We start from the raw sequence: 24,534 nt of genomic DNA, 5'->3' as shown, positions 1-24,534 counted from the left end.
AGACGAGATGAACCGAAAGTTCGACGCTCACAAAACACCGAAAGCTATCACATACCCAATTTGCTGAAGCGAGGCCAACAGGTCACGACTCAGTACCCGAATTTCTTGACGACCATAGAGCATTGGAACCACCTGATCCCATCCCGAACTCAGTAGTGAAACGATGCATCGCCGATGGTAGTGTGGGGTTTCCCCATGTGAGAGTAGGTCATCGTCAAGATTAAATTCCGAAACCCCATTTGCGAAAGCAGATGGGGTTTTGTTTTGGGCGGTCGGAAAGTCCGACGCGCTGCTCGGAGTGCGCTTCAATGCCAAGCGTCCGCCTTTCTATGCAATGCCCCTGCGCATGGCTATCATGCGTGCCTCATTGTGAGGCGATACTTGCATGCTGACGTTGTTAGAACTTCTGAAAGATGGCCGGTTCCATTCCGGAGAAGCGCTTGGTGCTGCCCTGGGCGTTAGTCGCAGTGCTGTTTGGAAGCAGCTCCAGCACCTTGAAGCCGAATTGAATCTGCCCGTTCATAGGATTCGAGGGAAGGGGTATCAATTGGCTTCTCCTCTTGTTTTCTTGAGTGCTGCGGAAATTCGGCAACATGCGCCTGCTTTGGCGTGGCCTATCCATGTCTACGATTCCATCGACTCAACAAATGCTGAAGCTTTGCGCCTTGCGGGTGTCGAGTGCGCAACCCCCTTCCTAGTGCTTGCGGAACAGCAAACGGCGGGAAGAGGCAGGCGTGGTCGAAAGTGGGTCAGTCCGTTTGCTCAGAATGTGTATTACAGCCTCGTCTTGCGTATTGAGGGCGGTCTGCGGCAACTGGAGGGGCTAAGCCTTGTGGTTGGGTTGGCAGTCATGCAAGCCCTACGTGAATCGGGAGTTCAGGCTGCTGCTTTGAAATGGCCTAACGACGTCCTCGTTGGACATAAGAAAATTGCCGGGATCTTGCTGGAACTCGTAGGGGACCCTGCGGATATCTGCCACGTTGTCCTCGGAATAGGTATCAACGTCAATATGCAGAAGGCTGATGAGGTTGACCAGCAATGGACATCGGTGCAGTTGGAGACGGGCTCTCCTGTTGATCGCAATTCGTTGGTTGCCCGTCTTGGTCTGCAGTTGCAGCGGTACCTGGATCGGCACAGGGCATTAGGTTTTGCCGCGCTTCAGGATGAGTGGGAGGCAAGCCATGCTTGGCAGGGCAGGGCGGTGTCGCTCATAGCCGGTGTCAATGAGGTCGATGGATTTGTTCTGGGCGTTGATCGTCAAGGTGCGTTGCGCTTAAGTGTCGATGGCATTGAGAAAATATACAGTGGTGGTGAGTTAAGCCTGAGGTTGCGTGATGATTCTTGAGCTCGACTGTGGGAACAGCTTTATCAAGTGGCGTGTGCTCGGTTCGAGTCTGGCTGGTGTAGCGATAGAAGGTGTGGCAAGTTCTGATGAGGCATTGGTTGATAGTCTACTGGCGGTGCCTGGCCTGTTGCTGACGCGTTGCCGGCTGGTGAGTGTGCGTGCGCTGGAGGAGACAGACAAGCTGGTCGCGGCGCTTGTGGATGCATTTGGTGTTGCTGTTACCTGCGCTGCTTCGGCTCGTGAAATGGCTGGGGTGCGTAACGGCTACGAAGATTTCGAGCGCTTGGGGCTCGATCGCTGGTTGGCGATGCTTGGTGGCTTTAAGTTGGCATCCGGCGCTTGCTTGGTCCTGGACTTTGGTACGGCGGCGACGGCAGATTTTATAGCTGCGGATGGAGAGCACCTGGGGGGCTTCATTTGTCCGGGTATGTCTCTCATGAGGAATCAGCTGCGAACGCATACGCGCAAGATCCGGTATGGCGATGCCGCCGCTGAAAGGGCCTTGGAGTGCCTGTCACCTGGTCGCACCACGGTCGAAGCTGTAGAGCGGGGCTGTACGTTGATGCTAAGAGGGTTTGTGCTGACCCAGTTGGAGCTGGCCAGGAGCTACTGGGGCGATGACTTCACCGTGTTCTTGACAGGCGGCGACGCTGATCTGGTATTGGATGCTGTGCCGCAGGCTCGGCTCGTTCCTGATCTGATTTTCGTTGGTTTGGCGATGGCGTGCCCGTTATCTTGAGGTGTTTATGCGTTGGCTGTTTTTGCTTTTACTGATCCTCAACGCTTTTTACTACATATGGCATCAACAAGAGGCGCCGTTGCGCGCTAAAGATGTCACTCCTCTGAGTCTCTATCGAGGCAGCCAGCAGGATATTCGTCTGCTGAGCGAGTCCTCTGACGCCGTGGCCCGCAGGGAGCGGGCAAAGGCGTCTGATGCGCAAAATACCTGTTTGTATATTGGTGGTTTTGTAGATCAGCGCCAGGCGCAATCTGTCGAGCAGCGCCTCACCAGCCTGGATATAAAGGTCAGGATTCAGTTGCTGAGCTTGCCTGATGCCCAGGGTTACTGGCTCCGGGTTGCCCCGGAAAGCAGGCGTCTGGCTGAGGATCTGCCCTTTGAAAACCTTGCTAAGGAATTCAATGAGTTAAAACATAAAATAATGCTGTGCGAAGGCATTGCAACTGTCGAATAGTTTGAATAGAATGGCGCCCGCTTCGCAGTGAAGACCTTTAGGGGGATTTGATGGGAAGTGACGTCAATGCAGCTAACCTCATAATTTAAATGAGAAAATGCTTGACAGAAGGTCGGCGTGATGTAAAATGCCGGCTCGCTTAGGAGGGGTTCCCGAGCGGCCAAAGGGATCAGACTGTAAATCTGACGTCTACGACTTCGAAGGTTCGAATCCTTCCCCCTCCACCATTTTTAGCGTGAGCTGCAAGCTCCGCGGGTATAGTTTAGTGGTAGAACCTCAGCCTTCCAAGCTGATGATGCGGGTTCGATTCCCGCTACCCGCTCCAAGTTTGCAGGTTGTGCAGGTGTTTTGCTCTTGTAGCTCAGTTGGTAGAGCACACCCTTGGTAAGGGTGAGGTCAGCGGTTCAAATCCGCTCAAGAGCTCCATATAACAAGGCAGATATGAAAATATCTGCCTTTGTTTTAACAGCTGCCTCGGCTTGAGGGTTTTGTATCTGGCGCTGATGTTGTCAGGTGATTTCAAGTCTAGTGGGGTTGGTTGTTGTAAAGTCTTTTTCAGGCCTGCATAATGGTCGGCCTGATTTTGTTTTAGGTCAGTAGCTCAATTGGCAGAGCGACGGTCTCCAAAACCGTAGGTTGGGGGTTCGATTCCCTCCTGACCTGCCAGATTCACGTGGTGTGTCTGGCTTTCTTTTCACAGGATCTTCATAGATGACTCCTAAGGCTGAAGCTCAAAGCTCTCGTTTCGATCTCGTCAAGTGGCTCGCTGTGGTCGCATTGGTGGTCGTAGGCGTTGTTGGCAATCAGTACTACTCTGCTTCGCCGATCCTGTACCGCGTTCTCGCTTTGCTTGCTCTTGCTGCTGTAGCTGCCTTTGTAGGCTTGCAGACTGCCAAAGGCAAGTCTTTCGCGGTTCTGGTGAAGGAAGCTCGCACCGAAATCCGTAAAGTCGTTTGGCCGACTCGCCAAGAAACCACGCAGACCACGTTGATTGTTGTGGCTGTTGTTCTGGTTATGGCGTTGCTGTTGTGGGGGCTTGATTCCCTCCTCGGCTGGCTTGTTTCCTTGATTGTTGGCTAAGGGTGTCCCGTGGCTAAGCGTTGGTACGTTGTGCATGCTTACTCGGGTTACGAGAAGCATGTTATGCGCTCTTTGCTAGAGCGCGTAAAGCTGGCAGGCATGGAAGATGGCTTCGGCGAAATTCTGGTTCCCACTGAAGAAGTGGTTGAAATGCGGAATGGTCAGAAGCGCAAAAGTGAGCGTAAGTTCTTCCCTGGCTATGTGCTGGTTCAGATGGACATGAATGAAGGTACTTGGCACTTGGTCAAGGACACTCCTCGTGTCATGGGTTTCATTGGCGGTACTGCTGATAAGCCTGCTCCAATCACTGACAAAGAGGCAGAAGCAATTCTGCGTCGTGTTGCTGATGGTAGCGACAAGCCTAAGCCGAAGACGTTGTTCGAGCCGGGTGAGGTTGTTCGTGTCACAGATGGTCCGTTTGCTGATTTCAACGGTACTGTCGAAGAAGTTAACTACGAAAAGAGCCGGATCCAAGTGGCGGTGCTCATTTTCGGTCGCTCTACTCCGGTAGAGTTGGAGTTCAGCCAGGTCGAGAAGGTCTAGCTGAATAAGCATCCCAACCCCGCAGCCTTAGGCTGTGGGGTTTTGTCGTCACTGGGATAAACGCGCAAGTAACCGGGGAGCCTTTCGAGGCGTTTGAACCCGTAATTGGAGTGCCTCATGGCCAAGAAGATTACCGCTTACATCAAGCTGCAAGTGAAGGCCGCTCAGGCCAACCCAAGCCCACCTGTTGGTCCAGCTCTGGGTCAGCACGGCGTGAACATCATGGAATTCTGCAAGGCTTTCAACGCCCGTACTCAGGGTCTTGAGCCAGGTCTGCCGACTCCAGTGATCATCACTGTATACAGCGACCGTAGCTTCACTTTCGAAACCAAGTCGACCCCGGCTTCGGTTTTGCTTAAGAAAGCTGCTGGTCTGACTAGCGGTTCCGCTCGTCCTAACACCGTTAAGGTTGGCACCGTAACTCGTGCTCAGCTGGAAGAAATCGCGAAAACCAAAAACGCGGATCTGACTGCAGCTGATATGGATGCAGCCGTGCGTACCATCGCCGGTTCTGCTCGTAGCATGGGCCTTAACGTGGAGGGTGTGTAATGGCTAAGCTGACCAAGCGCCAAAAGGCTATCGCCGGCAAAATCGAAGCGGGCAAGTCCTACAACTTTGTGGACGCTGCTGCTCTGCTGACCGAGCTGTCGACTGTCAAGTTCAGCGAGTCTGTTGACGTTGCTGTAAACCTGGGTGTTGACCCACGTAAATCCGACCAGGTCGTTCGTAGCGCTACTGTGCTGCCACACGGTACTGGCAAGACTGTACGTGTAGCCGTCTTCACCCAAGGTCCAGCTGCTGAAGCAGCTCTGGCCGCTGGCGCTGATCGCGTTGGCATGGACGACCTGGCTGCCGAAATGAAAGGCGGCGACCTGAACTATGACGTAGTTATTGCTTCCCCGGATGCAATGCGCGTTGTAGGTCAATTGGGTCAGATCCTGGGCCCACGCGGCCTGATGCCTAACCCTAAAGTCGGCACCGTAACTCCAGACGTAGCTACCGCGGTTAAAAACGCCAAGGCTGGTCAGGTTCGTTATCGCACCGACAAAAACGGCATCATTCACACCTCCGTTGGCAAAGTCGGCTTCGACGCCGTCAAGCTGAAGGAAAACGTTGAAGCCCTGATCGCTGATCTGAAGCGTATCAAGCCAGCTTCCTCGAAAGGTATCTACGTCAAGCGCGTTACCCTGAGCACCACTATGGGCCCGGGTCTGGTCATCGACCAAGGCTCGCTGGACGTATAAGACACAGATTGGCGCAAGCGATTGCGTCAATTGGAAAAAATTGGGGTCCCTGCCTGGCGGGGGCTATCCAAGACCGTAGGCGACGCAAGTCTTAAACCAAAAGCCTACGCAGATGGTGCTCCCGGTTCCTTACCGAATCAGACACCAAAACGACATCCGGCTCCGGCCAGATGAAACGGTAACAAGCAGGAGTTAAACCCGTGGCAATTAATCTCGAAGACAAGAAGGCCATCGTCGCTGAAGTCAACGAGGCTGCCAAAGCTGCTCTGTCCGCTGTCGTGGCTGATGCCCGTGGTGTGACAGTAGGCGCTATGACCGGACTCCGTAAAGAGGCTCGTGAAGCTGGCGTATACGTACGTGTTGTACGTAACACCCTGCTCAAGCGCGCCGTTGCTGACACTGAATACAGTGTCCTCAACGACGTGTTCACAGGCCCGACTCTGATCGCGTTCTCCAAGGATCATCCAGGCGCTGCTGCCCGTTTGTTCAAGGAATTCGCCAAGAGTCAGGATAAGTTCGAGATCAAGGCAGCTGCGTTCGAGGGCAAGTTCCTCGCAGCTAACCAAATCGACGTACTGGCAACACTGCCGACCCGCGACGAAGCCATTTCGCAGCTGATGAGCGTGATTCAAGGCGCTACCAGCAAGCTGGCTCGTACTCTGGCTGCAGTTCGCGAGCAAAAAGAAGCTGCCGCAGCCTAAGGCTGAGCAAATTCTCTCGCGTATTTTTGTTTATTTCGATGGCCGCGTAGGCCGTCCCCCAATTCAGGAAATACAGCAATGTCTATCTCCCAAGACGATATCCTCAACGCCGTAGCTGAAATGTCGGTTCTGCAGGTTGTTGAGCTGATCAAAGCTTTCGAAGAAAAATTCGGCGTTTCCGCTGCCGCTGCTTCCGCTGGCCCAGCTGCTGCTGCTGCCGTTGTTGAAGAGCAAACCGAATTCAACGTCATGCTGCTGGAAGCTGGCGAGAAGAAAGTAAACGTGATCAAGGCAGTACGTGAACTGACCGGTCTGGGCTTGAAAGAAGCCAAGGCTGTAGTTGACGGCGCTCCTGCTATGGTTCTGGAAGCAGTGACCAAAGATGCAGGCGACAAAGCCAAGGCAACTCTGGAAGAAGCAGGCGCTAAAGTCGAGCTGAAGTAAGCATCGACATTGCGTCTCCAGCCCAAGCGTTAAGCTGAAGGCTGATGGCTGGTGGCTCTTGCCACCGGCCTTTTTCCGTTCTTGGCTGTCGACTCGGTCGCCGCCATTAACGCGCTGTAGCCACCCGATGCGGTGGTGCAAACCATGGGGTTTGCAAGATTTTCTGGCTGCTCCCGTCGGAGGGGCCAAACAAGCAGGTGACCAAGCTGGGGAACGCTGATGGCTTACTCATATACTGAGAAAAAACGTATCCGCAAGGACTTTAGCAAGTTGCCGGACGTCATGGATGTCCCGTACCTTCTGGCTATCCAGCTGGATTCGTATCGTGAATTCTTGCAGGCGGGAGCGACCAAAGATCAGTTCCGCGACGTGGGCCTGCATGCGGCCTTCAAATCCGTTTTCCCGATCATCAGCTACTCCGGCAATGCTGCGCTGGAGTACGTCGGTTATCGCCTGGGCGAACCGGCATTTGATGTCAAAGAATGCGTGTTGCGTGGCGTTACGTACGCCGTACCTTTGCGGGTAAAAGTCCGTCTGATCATTTTCGACAAAGAATCGTCGAACAAAGCGATCAAGGACATCAAAGAGCAAGAAGTCTACATGGGCGAAATCCCATTGATGACTGAGAACGGTACCTTCGTTATCAACGGTACCGAGCGTGTAATTGTTTCCCAGCTGCACCGTTCCCCGGGCGTGTTCTTTGACCACGACCGCGGCAAGACGCACAGCTCCGGTAAACTGTTGTACTCCGCACGCATCATTCCGTACCGCGGTTCGTGGTTGGACTTCGAGTTCGACCCGAAAGACTGCGTGTTCGTGCGTATCGACCGTCGTCGCAAGCTGCCGGCCTCGGTACTGCTGCGCGCGCTCGGTTACACCACTGAGCAAGTGCTGGACGCTTTCTATACCACCAACGTGTTCAGCCTCAAGGATGAAACTCTAAGCCTTGAGCTGATTGCTTCGCGTCTGCGCGGTGAAATTGCGGTCCTGGACATTCAGGATGAAAATGGCAAGGTCATTGTTGAAGCGGGTCGTCGTATCACTGCGCGCCACATCAACCAGATCGAAAAAGCCGGCATCAAATCGCTGGAAGTGCCTCTGGACTACGTCCTGGGTCGCACGACCGCTAAAGTCATCGTTCACCCCGCTACTGGAGAAATCCTGGCTGAGTGCAACACCGAGCTGAACACTGAGATCCTAGCCAAGATTGCCAAGGCTCAGGTTGTTCGCATCGAGACTCTGTACACCAACGATATCGACTGCGGTCCGTTCGTCTCCGACACCCTGAAGATCGACTCCACCAGCAACCAATTGGAAGCGCTGGTCGAGATCTATCGCATGATGCGTCCTGGCGAGCCACCTACCAAAGACGCAGCCGAAACCTTGTTCAATAACCTGTTCTTCAGCCCTGAGCGTTATGACCTGTCTGCGGTCGGCCGGATGAAGTTCAACCGTCGTATCGGTCGTACCGAGATCGAAGGTTCGGGCGTGCTGTGCAAGGAAGACATCGTTGCGGTCTTGAAGACTCTGGTCGACATCCGTAACGGCAAAGGCATCGTCGATGACATCGACCACCTGGGTAACCGTCGTGTTCGCTGCGTAGGCGAAATGGCTGAGAACCAGTTCCGTGTTGGCCTGGTACGTGTTGAGCGTGCGGTCAAAGAGCGTCTGTCGATGGCAGAAAGCGAAGGCCTGATGCCGCAAGACCTGATCAACGCCAAGCCAGTGGCTGCGGCGGTGAAAGAGTTCTTCGGTTCCAGCCAGCTCTCGCAGTTCATGGACCAGAACAACCCGCTCTCCGAGATCACCCACAAGCGCCGTGTTTCTGCACTGGGCCCGGGCGGTCTGACCCGTGAGCGTGCAGGCTTTGAGGTTCGTGACGTTCACCCTACGCACTACGGTCGTGTATGCCCGATCGAAACGCCGGAAGGTCCGAACATCGGTCTGATCAACTCCCTGGCCGCTTATGCGCGCACCAACCAGTACGGCTTCCTTGAGAGCCCGTACCGTGTGGTGAAAGACGCTCTGGTCACCGACGAGATCGTGTTCCTGTCTGCTATCGAAGAAGCTGATCACGTGATCGCTCAGGCTTCGGCCACGATGAACGACAAGAAAGTCCTGATCGACGAACTGGTAGCTGTTCGTCACTTGAACGAGTTCACCGTCAAGGCGCCGGAAGACGTCACCTTGATGGACGTTTCGCCGAAGCAGGTAGTTTCGGTTGCAGCGTCGCTGATCCCGTTCCTGGAGCACGATGACGCCAACCGTGCGTTGATGGGTTCCAACATGCAGCGTCAAGCTGTACCGACCCTGCGTGCTGACAAGCCGCTGGTAGGTACCGGCATGGAGCGTAACGTAGCCCGTGACTCCGGCGTTTGCGTCGTGGCTCGTCGTGGCGGCGTGATCGACTCCGTTGACGCCAGCCGTATCGTGGTTCGCGTTGCCGATGACGAAGTTGAAACTGGCGAAGCCGGTGTCGACATCTACAACCTGACCAAATACACCCGCTCGAACCAGAACACCTGCATCAACCAGCGTCCGCTGGTGAGCAAGGGTGATCGCGTTCAGCGTAGCGACATCATGGCCGACGGTCCGTCCACCGACATGGGTGAACTGGCTCTGGGTCAGAACATGCGCATCGCGTTCATGGCATGGAACGGCTTCAACTTCGAAGACTCCATCTGCCTGTCCGAGCGTGTTGTTCAAGAAGACCGCTTCACCACGATCCACATTCAGGAACTGACCTGTGTGGCACGTGATACCAAGCTTGGGCCTGAAGAGATCACTGCAGACATCCCGAACGTGGGTGAAGCTGCACTGAACAAGCTGGACGAAGCCGGTATTGTTTACGTAGGTGCTGAAGTAGGCGCAGGCGACATCCTGGTTGGTAAGGTCACTCCGAAAGGCGAGACCCAACTGACTCCGGAAGAGAAGCTGCTGCGTGCGATCTTCGGTGAAAAAGCCAGCGACGTTAAAGACACCTCCCTGCGTGTACCTACCGGTACCAAAGGTACTGTCATCGACGTACAGGTCTTCACCCGTGACGGCGTTGAGCGTGATGCTCGTGCACTGTCCATCGAGAAGACTCAACTCGACGAGATCCGCAAGGACCTTAACGAAGAGTTCCGTATCGTTGAAGGCGCGACCTTCGAACGTCTGCGTTCCGCTCTGGTAGGCCACAAGGCCGAAGGCGGCGCAGGTCTGAAGAAAGGTCAGGACATCACCGACGAAATCCTCGACGGTCTTGAGCACGGCCAGTGGTTCAAGCTGCGCATGGCTGAAGATGCTCTGAACGAGCAACTCGAGAAGGCCCAGGCCTACATCGTTGATCGCCGCCGTCTGCTGGACGACAAGTTCGAAGACAAGAAGCGCAAACTGCAGCAGGGCGATGACCTAGCTCCAGGCGTGCTGAAAATCGTCAAGGTTTACCTGGCAATCCGTCGCCGCATCCAGCCGGGCGACAAGATGGCCGGTCGTCACGGTAACAAGGGTGTGGTCTCCGTGATCATGCCGGTTGAAGACATGCCGCACGATGCCAATGGCACCCCGGTCGACGTCGTCCTCAACCCGTTGGGCGTACCTTCGCGTATGAACGTTGGTCAGATCCTTGAAACCCACCTGGGCCTCGCGGCCAAAGGTCTGGGCGAGAAGATCAACCGTATGATCGAAGAGCAGCGCAAGGTCGCAGACCTGCGTAAGTTCCTGCACGAGATCTACAACGAGATCGGCGGTCGCAACGAAGAGCTGGACACCTTCTCCGACCAGGAAATCCTGGATCTGGCGAAGAACCTGCGCGGCGGCGTTCCAATGGCTACCCCGGTGTTCGACGGTGCCAAGGAAAGCGAAATCAAGGCCATGCTGAAACTGGCAGACCTGCCAGAAAGCGGCCAGATGCAGCTGTTCGACGGCCGTACCGGCAACAAGTTTGAGCGCCCGGTTACTGTTGGCTACATGTACATGCTGAAGCTGAACCACTTGGTAGACGATAAGATGCACGCTCGTTCTACCGGTTCGTACAGCCTGGTTACCCAGCAGCCGCTGGGTGGTAAGGCTCAGTTCGGTGGTCAGCGTTTCGGGGAGATGGAGGTCTGGGCACTGGAAGCATACGGTGCTGCATACACTCTGCAAGAAATGCTCACAGTGAAGTCGGACGATGTGAACGGTCGTACCAAGATGTACAAAAACATCGTGGACGGCGATCACCGTATGGAGCCGGGCATGCCCGAGTCCTTCAACGTGTTGATCAAAGAAATTCGTTCCCTCGGCATCGATATCGATCTGGAAACCGAATAACACGTGACGCGAATCGAGAGCGGGGCTGTTTAGCCCGCTCTCTGCTCCGCCAGGAGGAAAGGCCTTGAAAGACCTACTGAATTTGCTGAAAAACCAGGGTCAAGTCGAAGAGTTCGACGCCATCCGTATTGGATTGGCATCGCCTGAGATGATCCGTTCGTGGTCGTTCGGTGAAGTTAAAAAGCCGGAAACCATCAACTACCGTACGTTCAAACCTGAGCGTGACGGCCTGTTCTGCGCCAAGATCTTTGGCCCGGTAAAGGATTACGAGTGCCTGTGCGGTAAGTACAAGCGCTTGAAGCACCGTGGCGTGATCTGCGAAAAGTGCGGCGTTGAAGTCGCGCTGGCCAAGGTTCGTCGTGAGCGTATGGCGCACATCGAACTGGCTTCGCCGGTTGCCCACATCTGGTTCCTGAAATCGCTGCCGTCCCGTATCGGCTTGCTGATGGACATGACCCTGCGTGATATCGAGCGCGTTCTCTACTTCGAGAGCTATGTCGTTATCGATCCAGGCATGACTACCCTTGAAAAAGGTCAGCTGCTGAACGATGAGCAGTACTTCGAAGCGCTGGAAGAGTTCGGCGACGATTTCGATGCCCGCATGGGTGCCGAAGCTGTCCGCGAACTGCTGCACGCTATCGACCTGGAGCACGAGATTGGCCGTCTGCGCGAAGAGATTCCGCAAACCAACTCGGAAACCAAGATCAAGAAGCTGTCCAAGCGTCTGAAGTTGATGGAAGCCTTCCAAGGTTCCGGCAACTTGCCAGAGTGGATGGTGCTGACCGTTCTGCCGGTTCTGCCGCCAGACCTGCGTCCGCTGGTACCGTTGGATGGTGGTCGTTTCGCAACGTCCGACCTCAACGACCTGTACCGTCGCGTGATCAACCGTAACAACCGCTTGAAGCGTCTGCTTGATCTGTCCGCTCCGGACATCATCGTGCGCAACGAAAAGCGTATGTTGCAAGAAGCGGTCGATGCACTGCTCGACAACGGCCGTCGTGGCCGCGCTATCACCGGTTCGAACAAGCGTCCTCTGAAATCCTTGGCTGACATGATCAAGGGTAAGCAAGGTCGTTTCCGTCAGAACTTGCTCGGCAAGCGTGTTGACTATTCCGGTCGTTCGGTAATTACCGTAGGCCCGACCCTGCGTCTGCACCAGTGCGGTCTGCCTAAGAAGATGGCACTTGAGCTGTTCAAGCCATTCATCTTCGGCAAGCTGGAAATGCGCGGTCTCGCGACCACCATCAAAGCGGCCAAGAAAATGGTCGAGCGCGAATTGCCAGAGGTTTGGGACGTTCTCGCTGAAGTGATCCGCGAACACCCGGTTCTCCTCAACCGTGCACCGACCCTTCACCGTCTGGGTATCCAGGCGTTTGAACCGGTACTGATCGAAGGTAAGGCTATCCAGCTGCACCCTCTGGTCTGCGCTGCGTACAACGCCGACTTCGACGGCGACCAAATGGCCGTGCACGTACCGCTGACACTGGAAGCCCAGTTGGAAGCGCGTGCGTTGATGATGTCGACCAACAACATTCTGTCGCCAGCCAACGGTGAGCCAATCATCGTTCCGTCGCAGGACGTTGTATTGGGTCTGTACTACATGACCCGTGAAGCGATCAACGCCAAAGGCGAAGGTCGTGTGTTCGCTGACCTGCAAGAAGTTGACCGTGTGTTCCGTGCCGGCGAAGCCGCACTGCACGCCAAGGTCAAAGTGCGGATCAACGAAACCGTCAACGACCGTGACGGCGGCAGCGTGAGCGGCACCCGTATCGTCGACACCACTGTCGGCCGTGCGCTGCTGTATCAAGTTGTGCCAAAAGGTCTTTCCTACGACGTCGTCAACCTGCCGATGAAGAAAAAGGCGATCTCCAAGCTGATCAACCAGTGCTACCGCGTGGTTGGTTTGAAAGAGACCGTGATCTTCGCTGACCAGTTGATGTACACCGGTTTTGCTTATTCGACCATCTCCGGCGTTTCCATCGGTGTTAACGACTTCGTTATCCCGGATGAAAAAGCCCGCATCATCGCAGCTGCAACCGATGAAGTGAAAGAGATCGAAAGCCAGTACGCCTCGGGCCTGGTAACACAGGGCGAGAAGTACAACAAAGTGATCGACCTTTGGTCCAAGGCCAACGACGAAGTCTCCAAGGCGATGATGGCCAACCTCTCGAAAGAGAAAGTCATCGACCGTCACGGCGACGAAGTTGACCAGGAATCCTTCAACTCGATGTACATGATGGCCGACTCGGGCGCACGGGGTTCTGCTGCGCAGATCCGTCAGCTCGCCGGTATGCGTGGCCTGATGGCCAAGCCGGACGGTTCCATCATCGAAACGCCGATTACTGCGAACTTCCGTGAAGGTTTGAGCGTACTCCAGTACTTCATCTCCACTCACGGTGCTCGTAAGGGTCTTGCGGATACCGCGTTGAAAACCGCTAACTCCGGTTACCTGACTCGTCGTCTGGTAGACGTTGCACAAGATCTGGTTGTAACCGAGATCGATTGCGGCACCGAGCACGGCTTGCTGATGACTCCGCACATTGAAGGCGGTGACGTTGTAGAGCCGCTGGGTGAGCGCGTATTGGGTCGTGTTATTGCACGCGACGTATTCAAGCCAGGTACCGAGGAAATTATCGTTCCTGCCGGCACCCTGGTAGATGAAAAGTGGGTCGAGTTCATCGAACTCAACAGCATCGACGAAGTGATCGTTCGCTCGCCGATCAGCTGTGAAACCCGCTACGGCATCTGCGCCAAGTGCTACGGCCGTGACTTGGCTCGTGGTCACCAGGTGAACATCGGTGAAGCGGTCGGCGTTATCGCTGCCCAGTCCATCGGTGAGCCGGGTACCCAGCTGACCATGCGTACGTTCCACATCGGTGGTGCGGCGAGCCGGACCTCCGCTGCGGACAGCGTTCAGGTGAAGAATGGCGGTACCGTCCGTCTGCACAACCTCAAGCACGTTGAGCGAGTGGATGGTCACCTGGTTGCTGTGTCCCGTTCCGGCGAACTGGCCATCGCTGATGACTACGGTCGTGAGCGTGAGCGCTACAAGCTGCCGTACGGTGCTGTGATTTCGGTTAAAGAAGGTGACAAGGTCGACGCTGGCGCTATCGTGGCCAAGTGGGATCCGCACACTCACCCAATCGTTACCGAAATGAAAGGTACCGTGACCTACGTGGGCATGGAAGAAGGCATCACGATCAAGCGTCAGACTGACGAATTGACCGGTATGACCAACATTGAAGTACTCGACGCCAAAGATCGTCCAGCTGCCGGTAAAGACATTCGTCCTGCCGTGAAGATGGTCGATGACAACGGCAAGGATCTGTTGCTGCCAGGCACTGACGTAATCGCTCAGTACTTCCTGCCAGCCAACGCCCTGGTCGGTGTAGCGGATGGTGCGAAGATCGCGATCGGTGATGTTATCGCGCGTATCCCGCAAGAAACTTCGAAGACTCGCGACATCACCGGTGGTCTGCCGCGTGTTGCCGACTTGTTCGAAGCTCGTCGTCCGAAAGAAGCGTCGATTCTGGCAGAAGTCAGCGGCACCATCGCGTTCGGCAAAGAGACCAAGGGCAAGCGCCGCCTGGTTATCACCCCGAACGACGGTACCGATCCGTACGAAGAGCTGATTCCAAAGTGGCGTCACCTGAACGTCTTCGAAGGCGAACAGGTAAACCGCGGCGAAGTTATCTCCGACGGCCCGAGCGATCCACACGACATCCTGCGTCTGCTGGGTGTAAGTGCGCTGGCCAAGTACATCGTTAACGAGATCCAGGACGTTTATCGCCTGCAAGGCGTGAAGATCAACGATAAGCACATCGAGACCATCCTGCGTCAGATGCTGCGTAAAGTTGAAATCGCTGAATCCGGCGATTCCAGTTTCATCAAGGGCGACCAGATGGAACTGACTCACGTACTGGTAGAAAACGAGCGTCTGGCTGGCGACGAGAAATTCGTTTCCAAGTTCACTCGTGTGCTGCTGGGTATCACCAAGGCGTCGCTGTCCACTGAATCGTTCATCTCGGCGGCCTCCTTCCAGGAGACCACTCGTGTACTGACCGAAGCAGCGGTAACCGGCAAGCGCGATTACTTGCGCGGCCTGAAAGAGAACGTGGTCGTGGGTCGTCTGATCCCGGCGGGTACCGGTTTGGCTTATCACAGCGAGCGTAAGCGTCGCCGTGATGCTGACAAGCCGCTGCGCGTTAGCGCCAGTGAAGTGGAAGCTGCACTGACCGAAGCACTGAACTCAAGCGGTAACTGAGTTCTGCGCTAGATAAGACTGGGCCCTGGCAGCCCCATTCGTCGGATCGAGGCAGTTTTGCCCCGGTTCGACGAGTGGGGAGGTCGGGGCCTTGCCTTGACTGGGGACAAGATCCTCTTTAGACTCTTGTACCCCTAAATTTGGCGGGAATTCGTTCCTGCCATTTTGCTTTTCTTGCAAGACAATAGCGTCGCAAGACAACAGTGGAGCTAGTAGATGGCAACTATCAACCAGCTGGTACGTCAGCCGCGTAAGCGTATCGTCGAGAAATCCGACGTACCTGCGCTGCAGAACTGCCCGCAACGTCGTGGCGTATGCACCCGTGTGTATACCACCACGCCGAAAAAACCTAACTCGGCACTGCGTAAAGTATGCCGTGTGCGTCTGACCAACGGTTTCGAGGTTTCCTCGTACATCGGCGGTGAAGGCCACAACCTGCAAGAGCACAGCGTGGTACTGATCCGCGGCGGTCGTGTAAAAGACTTGCCAGGTGTTCGTTACCACACCGTACGCGGCTCCTTGGATACTTCCGGCGTTAAAGGTCGTAACCAGGGTCGTTCGAAGTACGGTACCAAGAAGCCTAAGTAGTAGCGGCTTTTTGTAAAACTGAATCATCTTATTTTCTGAGTCGATAAGAGTAAGGTCGGAGGCGTCCCGAAAGGGCACCGATTCCGAACGAACCTGAAGACCGTTTGAGGGCTTATCCATGCCAAGAAGACGCGTAGCAGCCAAGCGCGAAGTGCTTGACGATCCAAAATACGGAAGCCAAATCCTGGCCAAGTTCATGAACCACGTGATGGAAAGCGGCAAGAAAGCCGTTGCCGAGCGTATCGTTTATGGCGCGCTGGAAAAGGTTAAAGAACGCAAGAACAGCGATCCCCTGGAAATCTTCGAGAAAGCTCTCGACGCCATCGCTCCGCTGGTCGAAGTGAAGTCGCGCCGTGTAGGCGGTGCTACTTACCAGGTTCCGGTCGAAGTTCGTCCGTCCCGTCGTAACGCTCTGGCAATGCGCTGGTTGGTAGACTTCGCCCGTAAGCGTGGCGAGAAGTCTATGGCTCTGCGTTTGGCCGGCGAACTGTTGGACGCTGCTGAAGGTAAAGGTGCTGCTGTTAAGAAGCGTGAAGACGTGCACCGTATGGCTGAAGCTAACAAAGCTTTCTCGCACTACCGCTTCTAATCTTAGCTTCACTAATTTTGCGAGGGCTTTATGGCTCGTACTACTCCGATTAGCCGCTACCGTAACATCGGTATCGTTGCTCATGTGGATGCTGGTAAAACCACCACCACCGAGCGCGTACTGTTTTACACCGGCAAAAGTCACAAGATGGGCGAGGTGCATGATGGCGCCGCGACCACAGACTGGATGGTTCAGGAGCAGGAGCGTGGTATTACCATTACTTCTGCTGCTATTACCGCCTTCTGGAAAGGTTCCGAGAAGCAGTACAAAGATGAGCACCGCTTCAACGTAATCGATACTCCGGGCCACGTTGACTTCACCATTGAAGTTGAACGTTCCCTGCGCGTACTCGACGGCGCTGTCGTTGTGTTCTGCGGTACCTCGGGTGTTGAGCCTCAGTCGGAAACCGTATGGCGTCAAGCCAACAAATACGGTGTTCCACGTCTTGTTTACGTAAACAAGATGGACCGTGCTGGCGCCAACTTCCTGCGCGTGATCGGTCAGATCAAGCAGCGCCTGGGTCACACTCCGGTGCCAATCCAGTTGGCTATCGGTTCCGAAGACAACTTCCAGGGCCAGATCGATTTGCTGACCATGGAAGCTGTTTACTGGAACGATGCTGACAAAGGTATGGTTCCTGTTCGTAAGCCTATCCCTGCTGAGCTGCAGGAACTGGCTGACGAATGGCGCAACAACATGGTTGAAGCTGCGGCCGAAGCCAACGAAGAGCTGATGAACAAGTACCTCGAAGGTGAGGAACTCACCAACGTGGAAATCAAGGCTGCTCTGCGTCAGCGTACTATTGCTGGTGAGATCGTCTTGGCTGTTTGCGGCTCCTCGTTCAAGAACAAGGGCGTTCCCCTGGTTCTCGATGCTGTGATCGACTACTTGCCGGCACCAGTGGATATTCCTGCCATCAAGGGTACTGACCCGGATGACGAGACTATCGAGCTGGAGCGTCATGCAGACGACGCAGAACCGTTCTCCGCTCTGGCATTTAAAATTGCCACTGACCCATTCGTGGGTACCTTGACCTTCGTCCGCGTTTACTCGGGCGTGTTGAACTCCGGCGACGGCGTGATCAACTCGGTTAAAGGCAAGAAAGAGCGCGTGGGTCGTATGGTGCAAATGCACGCAAACGCCCGCGAAGAGATCAAGGAAGTACGCGCTGGTGACATCGCGGCCTTGATCGGCATGAAGGACGTCACCACTGGTGAGACCTTGTGCAACGCTGACAAGCCAATCATCCTGGTTCGTATGGACTTCCCGGAGCCGGTTATTTCGGTTGCCGTAGAGCCTAAGACCAAGGATGACCAGGAAAAAATGGGTATTGCTCTGGGCAAACTTGCTCAGGAAGATCCATCTTTCCGCGTTAAAACTGATGAAGAGACTGGTCAAACGATCATCTCTGGCATGGGCGAGTTGCACCTGGACATCCTGGTTGACCGGATGCGCCGCGAGTTCAACGTCGAAGCTAACATCGGTAAGCCTCAGGTTTCCTATCGTGAGCGCATCACGAAGAACTGTGAAATCGAAGGCAAGTTCGTTCGTCAGTCCGGCGGTCGTGGTCAGTTCGGTCACTGCTGGATCCGTTTTGCTCCTGCTGACGAAGGTCAGGAAGGTCTGCAATTCGTGAACGAAGTAGTAGGTGGTGTGGTTCCTAAGGAATACATCCCTGCTATCCAGAAGGGCATCGAAGAGCAGATGAAGAACGGTGTTGTTGCCGGCTATCCGCTGATCGGCCTGAAAGCAACCGTTTTTGACGGTTCTTACCACGACGTCGACTCCAACGAGATGGCGTTTAAGGTGGCTGCTTCCATGGCAACCAAGCAACTGGCCCAGAAGGGCGGTGGTGAGTTGCTTGAGCCAATCATGGCGGTAGAAGTTGTTACACCTGAAGACTATATGGGTGATGTCATGGGCGACCTTAACCGTCGTCGCGGCATGATCTTGGGTATGGAAGACACGGTTTCCGGCAAAGTGATTCGCGCCGAGGTTCCGTTGGGTGAGATGTTCGGTTACGCGACCGACGTTCGCTCCATGTCCCAGGGTCGCGCAAGCTACTCTATGGAATTCAAAAAATACAACACAGCTCCGGCGCACATCGCTGAAACTGTATCCAAAAAACAAGGCTGATTCAGTCCTTTAGGCAAGGAGTTAATTGTCGTGGCTAAAGAAAAATTTGATCGTTCCCTACCGCACGTCAACGTTGGCACTATCGGTCACGTTGACCACGGTAAAACCACTCTGACCGCAGCTCTGACTCGCGTTTGCTCCGAAGTATTCGGTTCCGCAATCGTTGATTTCGATAAAATCGACAGCGCGCCAGAAGAGAAAGCTCGTGGTATCACCATCAACACCGCGCACGTCGAGTACAACTCGAAGATCCGTCACTACGCTCACGTCGACTGCCCAGGTCACGCTGACTATGTGAAGAACATGATCACCGGTGCTGCCCAGATGGATGGCGCGATCCTGGTTTGCTCGGCCGCTGATGGTCCGATGCCACAAACCCGTGAGCACATCCTGCTGTCCCGTCAGGTAGGCGTTCCGTACATCGTGGTTTTCCTGAACAAGGCTGACCTGGTAGACGACGCTGAGCTGCTGGAACTGGTTGAGATGGAAGTGCGCGATCTGCTGAGCACTTACGACTTCCCAGGCGACGACACTCCGATCATCATCGGTTCTGCTCGTATGGCGCTGGAAGGCAAAGACGACAACGAAATGGGCACCACTGCCGTTCGTAAACTGGTTGAAACCCTGGACAGCTACATCCCAGAACCAGTTCGTCTGACCGACAAGCCGTTCCTGATGCCAATCGAAGACGTATTCTCGATCTCCGGTCGTGGTACTGTTGTGACTGGTCGTATCGAGCGCGGTATCGTTCGCGTTCAAGATCCGCTGGAAATCGTTGGTCTGCGTGACACCACCACCACCACCTGCACCGGTGTTGAAATGTTCCGCAAGCTGCTCGACGAAGGTCGTGCTGGTGAGAACTGCGGCGTTCTGCTGCGTGGTACCAAGCGTGACGACGTTGAGCGTGGCCAGGTTCTGGTTAAGCCGGGTTCGGTTAAGCCGCACACCAAGTTCACCGCTGAAGTCTACGTTCTAAGCAAAGAAGAAGGCGGTCGTCACACTCCGTTCTTCAAAGGCTACCGTCCACAGTTCTACTTCCGTACTACTGACGTGACTGGTAACTGCCAGCTGCCAGAAGGCGTTGAAATGGTAATGCCAGGCGATAACATCCAAATGGAAGTTACCCTGATCAAAACCATCGCAATGGAAGACGGTCTGCGCTTCGCAATTCGTGAAGGCGGCCGTACTGTTGGCGCTGGTGTTGTAGCTAAAATCATCGAGTAAGCATCTCTTTTGAGATAGCTTCGATGCTTTGAAAAGGCCCCCGCTCAGCGGGGGCTTTTTTATTGGGTTGACACCTATCTGGGGCGTCTATAGAATTGCGCCTCCTTTTAACGGGCGTATTGCGCTCGCTGGGAATAGCAGCCGGAGTCTGAAATCCAATGCAAAATCAGCAAATCCGTATCAGGTTGAAGGCTTTTGACCATCGCCTGATCGACCAATCCACCCAGGAAATCGTGGAAACCGCGAAACGTACTGGTGCTCAAGTGCGTGGTCCAATTCCACTGCCTACCCGCAAAGAGCGGTTCACCGTTCTGGTCTCCCCGCACGTCAACAAAGACGCGCGTGACCAGTACGAGATCCGTACTCATAAGCGCGTTCTGGACATTGTCCAGCCAACGGATAAAACCGTTGATGCACTTATGAAGCTTGATCTGGCGGCCGGTGTGGAAGTACAGATCAGCCTCGGCTAAGACTTGGGTCTTAGTCGTGTAACGCTCTGAAATGGGCGGCCATAGCGGGTGAAAGCCCCGTACACTCATGAGGTTTACAACATGACTATTGGTGTAGTCGGTCGTAAATGCGGTATGACCCGTATTTTCACCGAAGAAGGTGTCTCCATTCCGGTTACGGTCATTGAGATCGAGCCGAATCGCGTCACCCAGTTCAAAACTGAAGAAACCGATGGCTATCGTGCAGTGCAAGTCACTGTCGGCGAGCGTCGTGCTTCGCGCGTGACTGCTGCTCAAGCAGGTCACTTCGCAAAAGCAAACGTTGCAGCTGGTCGTACTGTTATGGAGTTCCGTCTTGAAGATGGTGACTACCAGGCTGGCGATCTGATCAACGCTGAAATCTTCGCCGCTGGTCAACTGGTTGATGTAACCGGTCAGTCCAAGGGTAAAGGCTTCCAGGGTACGATCAAGCGTTGGAATTTCCGTGGTCAAGACAACACTCACGGTAACTCCGTTTCCCACCGCGTCCCGGGCTCTATTGGCCAGTGCCAGACTCCTGGTCGTGTATTCAAGGGCAAAAAAATGTCCGGTCATATGGGCGCTGAGCGCGTGACCGTGCAGTCCCTCGAAGTAGTGCGCGTCGACGCTGAACGCAATCTGTTGTTGGTCAAGGGTGCTGTTCCTGGCGCTACTGGCGGCAACCTGGTTGTACGTCCAGCGGCCAAGGCTCGCGGTTAAGGGGAAGCTGACATGCAATTAAATGTAAATGACGCTCAAGCGATCGAAGTTTCCGAACTGACATTTGGCGGCGAATTCAACGAGACGCTGGTTCACCAAGCAGTCGTGGCCTACATGGCCGGCGGCCGTCAAGGTAGCAAGCAGCAAAAGACCCGTTCCGACGTACGTGGTGGCGGTAAGCGCCCTTGGCGTCAGAAAGGCACTGGCCGTGCTCGTGCCGGTACTATCCGTAGCCCAATCTGGCGTGGCGGCGGTACCACTTTCGCAGCTCGTCCACAGGATCACTCTCAGAAGCTCAACAAGAAGATGTATCGCGCAGCTCTGCGCTCCATCCTTGCTGAACTCGTGCGTACTGATCGTCTGGTCGTGGTTCAGGACTTCGCTGTTGAAAGTCCAAAGACCAAAGATCTGCTGGGCAAACTGAACAACATGAGCCTGACCGACGTTTTGATCGTGTCTGAAGCTGTTGATCAGAACCTGTACCTGGCTGCTCGCAACCTGCCACACGTTGATGTACGTGACGTGCAAGGTTCCGATCCAGTTAGTCTGATCGCATACGACAAGGTGTTGATCACCGTGTCGGCCGTGAAGAAATTCGAGGAGCTGCTGGGATGAACCAGGAACGCGTATTTAAAGTTCTGCTTGGCCCGCACGTTTCCGAAAAGGCTACGGTTCTGGCTGACAAGAAAGGCCAGTTCGTTTTCAAGGTTGCAACTGACGCAACCAAGCTGGAAATCAAGAAGGCCGTCGAAAGCCTGTTCAGCGTGAAAGTTGAGCGTGTTACTACCCTGAATGTTCTGGGTAAGAGCAAGCGCACTGCTCGCGGTCTGGGCAAGCGTAATGACTGGAAGAAGGCAGTTATCTCCCTTCAGCCAGGCCAAGATCTCGATTTCAGCAGCAGTGCTGAGTAAGGAAGGGGTGCATCATGGCAATCGTTAAATGCAAACCGACTTCCCCTGGCCGCCGTTTTGTGGTCAAGGTGGTCAACCAGGAGCTGCATAAAGGCGCTCCTCACGCACCGCTGCTCGAGAAGAAATCGAAGACTGGTGGTCGTAACAACAATGGTCGCATTACCACTCGTCACATCGGTGGTGGCCATAAGCAGCATTATCGTCTGGTCGACTTCCGTCGCAACGACAAAGATGGCATCTCTGCCACTGTCGAGCGTATCGAATACGATCCAAACCGTACTGCTCACATCGCTCTGCTGCTGTACGCAGATGGCGAGCGTCGCTACATCATCGCCCCTAAAGGCGTGAGCGCTGGCGACCAGCTGATCGCAGGTGCTTTGGCGCCGATCAAGCCGGGCAACGCTCTGCAACTGCGTAACATTCCAGTTGGTAGCACCGTACACGGCATCGAATTGAAGCCAGGTAAAGGCGCGCAAATCGCTCGTTCCGCTGGTGCTTCGGCTCAGTTGATCGCTCGTGAAGGTGTCTACGTGACCCTGCGTCTGCGTTCTGGTGAGATGCGTAAAGTGCTGGCTGAATGCCGTGCGACCTTGGGTGAAGTCTCGAACTCCGAGCACAGCCTGCGTTCGCTGGGTAAAGCTGGTGCCAAACGCTGGCGTGGCGTTCGCCCAACCGTTCGTGGTGTTGCCATGAACCCGGTTGACCACCCACACGGTGGTGGTGAAGGTCGTACCTCTGGTGGTCGTCATCCGGTATCGCCATGGGGCTTCCCGACTAAGGGCGCGAAGACTCGTGGTAATAAGCGTACCGACAAAATGATCGTCCGTCGTCGCAAGTAAATAGAGGGATACGACAGTGCCACGTTCTCTGAAAAAAGGTCCTTTTATTGATCTTCACCTACTGAAGAAGATCGAAGTGGCGGCGGAAAAGAACGATCGCAAACCAGTTAAGACCTGGTCGCGTCGTTCGATGATCCTGCCACAAATGGTCGGTTTGACCATCGCTGTACACAACGGTCGTCTGCACGTCCCAGTTCTCGTGAACGAAGACATGGTTGGCCACAAACTGGGCGAGTTTGCCGGTACCCGCACTTATCGTGGGCACGTGGCAGACAAGAAAGCCAAGCGTTAAGGGGTTAGGAAATGGAAGTAGCCGCTAAGTTGTCGGGCGCTCGAATCTCCGCCCAGAAAGCCCGCTTGGTCGCCGACCAGATCCGCGGGAAGAAGGTGGGCGAAGCGCTCAACCTGTTGGCTTTCAGCAGTAAGAAAGCCGCCGAGATCATGAAGAAAGTGCTGGAGTCGGCCGTAGCCAACGCCGAGCATAACGAAGGCGCAGACGTTGATGACCTTAAAGTCAGCACCGTTTTCGTCAACGAAGGGCGTTCGCTGAAGCGCATCATGCCACGTGCCAAAGGCCGTGCTGATCGCATCGTCAAGCGGTCTTGCCATATCACTGTCAAGGTTGCTGACAAGTAACGGAGTCGAAGAGATGGGTCAGAAAGTACATCCCATTGGCATTCGCCTGGGAATCGTCAAGGAGCACACCTCCGTCTGGTACGCAGACGGTCGGACTTATGCGGACTATTTGTTCGCTGATCTGAAGGTGCGTGAGTATCTCCAAGACAAACTAAAAAGCGCGTCCGTAAGCCGTATCGATATCCATCGTCCGGCACAAACTGCACGTATCACCATCCACACCGCTCGTCCAGGTATCGTTATCGGGAAGAAAGGTGAAGATGTTGAGAAACTGCGTCAGGACCTGACCAAGCAAATGGGTGTGCCTGTGCACATCAATATCGAAGAGATCCGCAAGCCGGAGCTCGACGGTATGCTGGTTGCGCAGAGCGTAGCTCAGCAGCTGGAGCGTCGCGTAATGTTCCGTCGCGCTATGAAGCGCGCCGTACAGAACGCCATGCGCATTGGTGCCAAAGGCATCAAAATCCAAGTGAGCGGTCGTCTCGGCGGTGCTGAAATCGCACGTACTGAATGGTATCGCGAAGGTCGTGTGCCACTGCACACCCTGCGTGCCGACATCGACTATGCCAACTACGAAGCTCACACCACTTACGGTGTGATCGGTGTAAAGGTTTGGATCTTCAAAGGCGAAGTAATTGGTGGTCGCCAAGAAGAACTGAAACCACAAGCACCAGCGCCTCGTAAAAAAGCTGCTAAGTAAGGGGTACGCCAAATGTTGCAACCAAAGCGTACGAAGTTCCGCAAGCAGATGACAGGCCACAACCGTGGTCTGGCTCAGCGCGGTAGCAAAGTCAGCTTCGGCGAGTTCGCGCTGAAGTCTGTAGCTCGTGGTCGTCTCACCGCTCGTCAGATCGAGTCAGCGCGTCGTGCACTGACCCGTCACGTTAAACGTGGCGGCAAGATCTGGATCCGTGTATTCCCGGACAAGCCGATCTCCAAAAAACCTCTTGAGGTTCGGATGGGTAAAGGTAAGGGTAACGTGGAATACTGGGTAGCCCAGATTCAGCCAGGCAAAGTCCTGTATGAAATCGAGGGTGTAACTGAAGAGCTGGCGCGTGAGGCTTTTGCCCTGGCTGCTGCAAAGCTGCCGCTCGCCACCGCCTTTGTTAAACGGACGGTGATGTGATGAAAGCGAATGAACTTCGTGAAAAATCCGCACAGCAGCTGAACGAGCAACTGCTCGGCCTGCTGCGCGACCAGTTCAATCTGCGCATGCAGAAAGCAACTGGCCAGTTGGGGCAGTCTCATCTGCTCTCGCAAGTTAAGCGTGACATTGCTCGCGTGAAGACTGTGCTCAACCAGCAGGCAGGTAAGTGA

Annotated in this window: 25 protein-coding genes, 4 tRNA genes and 1 rRNA gene; all 30 read left to right on the top strand. The window is 54.8% G+C overall.

Annotation, left to right across the window (positions count from 1 at the left end):
- The first annotated feature begins 104 nt into the window (after positions 1-104).
- Positions 105-220, top strand: a 5S ribosomal RNA gene (gene rrf, locus DNK50_RS00345).
- A 165-nt stretch (positions 221-385) separates the two neighbouring features.
- Positions 386-1,345, top strand: a complete 960-nt coding sequence (gene birA / locus DNK50_RS00340) for a bifunctional biotin--[acetyl-CoA-carboxylase] ligase/biotin operon repressor BirA (RefSeq protein ID WP_099584602.1) — start codon at positions 386-388, stop codon at positions 1,343-1,345.
- The gene (locus DNK50_RS00335) at positions 1,335-2,084 is read left to right on the top strand and encodes a pantothenate kinase (protein ID WP_112192555.1); all 750 of its coding nucleotides are present in this window, start codon (positions 1,335-1,337) and stop codon (positions 2,082-2,084) included. Before birA ends, DNK50_RS00335 begins: the two co-directional genes overlap by 11 nt.
- A 7-nt stretch (positions 2,085-2,091) precedes the next feature.
- Entirely contained in the window at positions 2,092-2,538 is a 447-nt protein-coding gene (locus tag DNK50_RS00330; protein WP_099584604.1) for a hypothetical protein, read from the top strand.
- Between the two features lie 142 nt (positions 2,539-2,680).
- Positions 2,681-2,765, top strand: a tRNA-Tyr gene (locus DNK50_RS00325).
- Between the two features lie 24 nt (positions 2,766-2,789).
- Positions 2,790-2,863, top strand: a tRNA-Gly gene (locus tag DNK50_RS00320).
- 25 nt (positions 2,864-2,888) lie between these two features.
- Positions 2,889-2,964: transfer RNA gene (locus DNK50_RS00315), tRNA-Thr, on the top strand.
- A 164-nt stretch (positions 2,965-3,128) separates the two neighbouring features.
- Positions 3,129-3,204 (top strand) — tRNA-Trp (locus tag DNK50_RS00310).
- Between the two features lie 45 nt (positions 3,205-3,249).
- On the top strand, positions 3,250-3,618 hold the full coding sequence (gene secE, locus DNK50_RS00305; RefSeq protein ID WP_003194658.1) for a preprotein translocase subunit SecE: 369 nt from the start codon (positions 3,250-3,252) through the stop codon (positions 3,616-3,618).
- Positions 3,619-3,627: 9 nt separating this feature from the next.
- Positions 3,628-4,161 carry a transcription termination/antitermination protein NusG gene (gene nusG, locus DNK50_RS00300; protein WP_003176436.1) on the top strand — a complete coding sequence of 178 codons (534 nt, stop codon included), beginning with the start codon at positions 3,628-3,630 and terminating at the stop codon, positions 4,159-4,161.
- Between the two features lie 117 nt (positions 4,162-4,278).
- Positions 4,279-4,710: a 50S ribosomal protein L11 gene (gene rplK / locus DNK50_RS00295; protein WP_003176435.1), complete on the top strand. Its 432-nt coding sequence runs from the start codon at positions 4,279-4,281 to the stop codon at positions 4,708-4,710.
- Complete coding sequence (gene rplA / locus DNK50_RS00290) at positions 4,710-5,405, top strand: 50S ribosomal protein L1 (RefSeq protein ID WP_003176434.1); 696 nt, start codon at positions 4,710-4,712, stop codon at positions 5,403-5,405. Before rplK ends, rplA begins: the two co-directional genes overlap by 1 nt.
- A gap of 200 nt (positions 5,406-5,605) precedes the next feature.
- Positions 5,606-6,106, top strand: a complete 501-nt coding sequence (gene rplJ / locus DNK50_RS00285) for a 50S ribosomal protein L10 (RefSeq protein WP_003232405.1) — start codon at positions 5,606-5,608, stop codon at positions 6,104-6,106.
- Between the two features lie 78 nt (positions 6,107-6,184).
- Entirely contained in the window at positions 6,185-6,550 is a 366-nt protein-coding gene (gene rplL, locus DNK50_RS00280; protein ID WP_053138313.1) for a 50S ribosomal protein L7/L12, read from the top strand.
- Positions 6,551-6,769: 219 nt separating this feature from the next.
- Positions 6,770-10,843: a DNA-directed RNA polymerase subunit beta gene (rpoB, locus tag DNK50_RS00275; protein ID WP_032884533.1), complete on the top strand. Its 4,074-nt coding sequence runs from the start codon at positions 6,770-6,772 to the stop codon at positions 10,841-10,843.
- A 64-nt stretch (positions 10,844-10,907) separates the two neighbouring features.
- Complete coding sequence (gene rpoC, locus DNK50_RS00270; RefSeq protein WP_099584605.1) at positions 10,908-15,107, top strand: DNA-directed RNA polymerase subunit beta'; 4,200 nt, start codon at positions 10,908-10,910, stop codon at positions 15,105-15,107.
- A 216-nt stretch (positions 15,108-15,323) separates the two neighbouring features.
- Positions 15,324-15,695, top strand: coding sequence for a 30S ribosomal protein S12 (gene rpsL / locus DNK50_RS00265; protein ID WP_002555494.1), 372 nt, complete (start codon positions 15,324-15,326; stop codon positions 15,693-15,695).
- Positions 15,696-15,813: 118 nt separating this feature from the next.
- Positions 15,814-16,284: a 30S ribosomal protein S7 gene (gene rpsG / locus DNK50_RS00260; protein WP_002555493.1), complete on the top strand. Its 471-nt coding sequence runs from the start codon at positions 15,814-15,816 to the stop codon at positions 16,282-16,284.
- 30 nt (positions 16,285-16,314) lie between these two features.
- Entirely contained in the window at positions 16,315-18,420 is a 2,106-nt protein-coding gene (gene fusA / locus DNK50_RS00255) for an elongation factor G (protein WP_015886136.1), read from the top strand.
- Between the two features lie 30 nt (positions 18,421-18,450).
- Positions 18,451-19,644, top strand: a complete 1,194-nt coding sequence (gene tuf / locus DNK50_RS00250; RefSeq protein ID WP_099584606.1) for an elongation factor Tu — start codon at positions 18,451-18,453, stop codon at positions 19,642-19,644.
- Positions 19,645-19,802: 158 nt separating this feature from the next.
- Positions 19,803-20,114, top strand: a complete 312-nt coding sequence (gene rpsJ, locus DNK50_RS00245; RefSeq protein WP_003186070.1) for a 30S ribosomal protein S10 — start codon at positions 19,803-19,805, stop codon at positions 20,112-20,114.
- Positions 20,115-20,195: 81 nt separating this feature from the next.
- Entirely contained in the window at positions 20,196-20,831 is a 636-nt protein-coding gene (gene rplC, locus DNK50_RS00240; RefSeq protein ID WP_003194649.1) for a 50S ribosomal protein L3, read from the top strand.
- 12 nt (positions 20,832-20,843) lie between these two features.
- The gene (gene rplD, locus DNK50_RS00235) at positions 20,844-21,446 is read left to right on the top strand and encodes a 50S ribosomal protein L4 (RefSeq protein ID WP_003176424.1); all 603 of its coding nucleotides are present in this window, start codon (positions 20,844-20,846) and stop codon (positions 21,444-21,446) included.
- The gene (gene rplW, locus DNK50_RS00230; protein WP_002555488.1) at positions 21,443-21,742 is read left to right on the top strand and encodes a 50S ribosomal protein L23; all 300 of its coding nucleotides are present in this window, start codon (positions 21,443-21,445) and stop codon (positions 21,740-21,742) included. Before rplD ends, rplW begins: the two co-directional genes overlap by 4 nt.
- Before the next feature lie 14 nt (positions 21,743-21,756).
- Positions 21,757-22,581: a 50S ribosomal protein L2 gene (rplB, locus tag DNK50_RS00225; RefSeq protein ID WP_003176423.1), complete on the top strand. Its 825-nt coding sequence runs from the start codon at positions 21,757-21,759 to the stop codon at positions 22,579-22,581.
- Positions 22,582-22,597: 16 nt separating this feature from the next.
- Positions 22,598-22,873: a 30S ribosomal protein S19 gene (gene rpsS / locus DNK50_RS00220; protein WP_003232420.1), complete on the top strand. Its 276-nt coding sequence runs from the start codon at positions 22,598-22,600 to the stop codon at positions 22,871-22,873.
- Between the two features lie 11 nt (positions 22,874-22,884).
- Positions 22,885-23,217: a 50S ribosomal protein L22 gene (rplV, locus tag DNK50_RS00215; RefSeq protein ID WP_003103908.1), complete on the top strand. Its 333-nt coding sequence runs from the start codon at positions 22,885-22,887 to the stop codon at positions 23,215-23,217.
- A gap of 13 nt (positions 23,218-23,230) precedes the next feature.
- Complete coding sequence (rpsC, locus tag DNK50_RS00210) at positions 23,231-23,917, top strand: 30S ribosomal protein S3 (RefSeq protein ID WP_003176422.1); 687 nt, start codon at positions 23,231-23,233, stop codon at positions 23,915-23,917.
- A gap of 12 nt (positions 23,918-23,929) precedes the next feature.
- Positions 23,930-24,343 carry a 50S ribosomal protein L16 gene (gene rplP, locus DNK50_RS00205; RefSeq protein WP_003232424.1) on the top strand — a complete coding sequence of 138 codons (414 nt, stop codon included), beginning with the start codon at positions 23,930-23,932 and terminating at the stop codon, positions 24,341-24,343.
- Positions 24,343-24,534 (top strand): 50S ribosomal protein L29, encoded by a 192-nt coding sequence (rpmC, locus tag DNK50_RS00200; protein ID WP_002555481.1) that lies wholly within the window; start codon positions 24,343-24,345, stop codon positions 24,532-24,534. Before rplP ends, rpmC begins: the two co-directional genes overlap by 1 nt.

Source organism: Pseudomonas sp. LG1E9, from assembly GCF_003290225.1.
Taxonomy (GTDB): Bacteria; Pseudomonadota; Gammaproteobacteria; order Pseudomonadales; family Pseudomonadaceae; genus Aquipseudomonas; species Aquipseudomonas cyclaminis.
This window is presented reverse-complemented; position numbering and strand designations above follow the sequence as displayed.

What these genes read in the sequence shown, in the direction of transcription:
- birA (WP_099584602.1), top strand. Translation starts at nt 386, where the DNA reads ATGCTGACGTTGTTAGAACTTCTGAAAGATGGCCGGTTCCATTCCGGA.
- rpoB (WP_032884533.1), top strand. Translation starts at nt 6,770, where the DNA reads ATGGCTTACTCATATACTGAGAAAAAACGTATCCGCAAGGACTTTAGC.
- rplL (WP_053138313.1), top strand. Translation starts at nt 6,185, where the DNA reads ATGTCTATCTCCCAAGACGATATCCTCAACGCCGTAGCTGAAATGTCG.
- rplW (WP_002555488.1), top strand. Translation starts at nt 21,443, where the DNA reads ATGAACCAGGAACGCGTATTTAAAGTTCTGCTTGGCCCGCACGTTTCC.
- rplK (WP_003176435.1), top strand. Translation starts at nt 4,279, where the DNA reads ATGGCCAAGAAGATTACCGCTTACATCAAGCTGCAAGTGAAGGCCGCT.
- rpsC (WP_003176422.1), top strand. Translation starts at nt 23,231, where the DNA reads ATGGGTCAGAAAGTACATCCCATTGGCATTCGCCTGGGAATCGTCAAG.
- rpsL (WP_002555494.1), top strand. Translation starts at nt 15,324, where the DNA reads ATGGCAACTATCAACCAGCTGGTACGTCAGCCGCGTAAGCGTATCGTC.
- rplP (WP_003232424.1), top strand. Translation starts at nt 23,930, where the DNA reads ATGTTGCAACCAAAGCGTACGAAGTTCCGCAAGCAGATGACAGGCCAC.
- secE (WP_003194658.1), top strand. Translation starts at nt 3,250, where the DNA reads ATGACTCCTAAGGCTGAAGCTCAAAGCTCTCGTTTCGATCTCGTCAAG.
- rplA (WP_003176434.1), top strand. Translation starts at nt 4,710, where the DNA reads ATGGCTAAGCTGACCAAGCGCCAAAAGGCTATCGCCGGCAAAATCGAA.
- fusA (WP_015886136.1), top strand. Translation starts at nt 16,315, where the DNA reads ATGGCTCGTACTACTCCGATTAGCCGCTACCGTAACATCGGTATCGTT.
- rplD (WP_003176424.1), top strand. Translation starts at nt 20,844, where the DNA reads ATGCAATTAAATGTAAATGACGCTCAAGCGATCGAAGTTTCCGAACTG.
- rpmC (WP_002555481.1), top strand. Translation starts at nt 24,343, where the DNA reads ATGAAAGCGAATGAACTTCGTGAAAAATCCGCACAGCAGCTGAACGAG.
- rplB (WP_003176423.1), top strand. Translation starts at nt 21,757, where the DNA reads ATGGCAATCGTTAAATGCAAACCGACTTCCCCTGGCCGCCGTTTTGTG.
- rplC (WP_003194649.1), top strand. Translation starts at nt 20,196, where the DNA reads ATGACTATTGGTGTAGTCGGTCGTAAATGCGGTATGACCCGTATTTTC.
- DNK50_RS00335 (WP_112192555.1), top strand. Translation starts at nt 1,335, where the DNA reads ATGATTCTTGAGCTCGACTGTGGGAACAGCTTTATCAAGTGGCGTGTG.
- rplV (WP_003103908.1), top strand. Translation starts at nt 22,885, where the DNA reads ATGGAAGTAGCCGCTAAGTTGTCGGGCGCTCGAATCTCCGCCCAGAAA.
- rpsJ (WP_003186070.1), top strand. Translation starts at nt 19,803, where the DNA reads ATGCAAAATCAGCAAATCCGTATCAGGTTGAAGGCTTTTGACCATCGC.
- rpsG (WP_002555493.1), top strand. Translation starts at nt 15,814, where the DNA reads ATGCCAAGAAGACGCGTAGCAGCCAAGCGCGAAGTGCTTGACGATCCA.
- DNK50_RS00330 (WP_099584604.1), top strand. Translation starts at nt 2,092, where the DNA reads ATGCGTTGGCTGTTTTTGCTTTTACTGATCCTCAACGCTTTTTACTAC.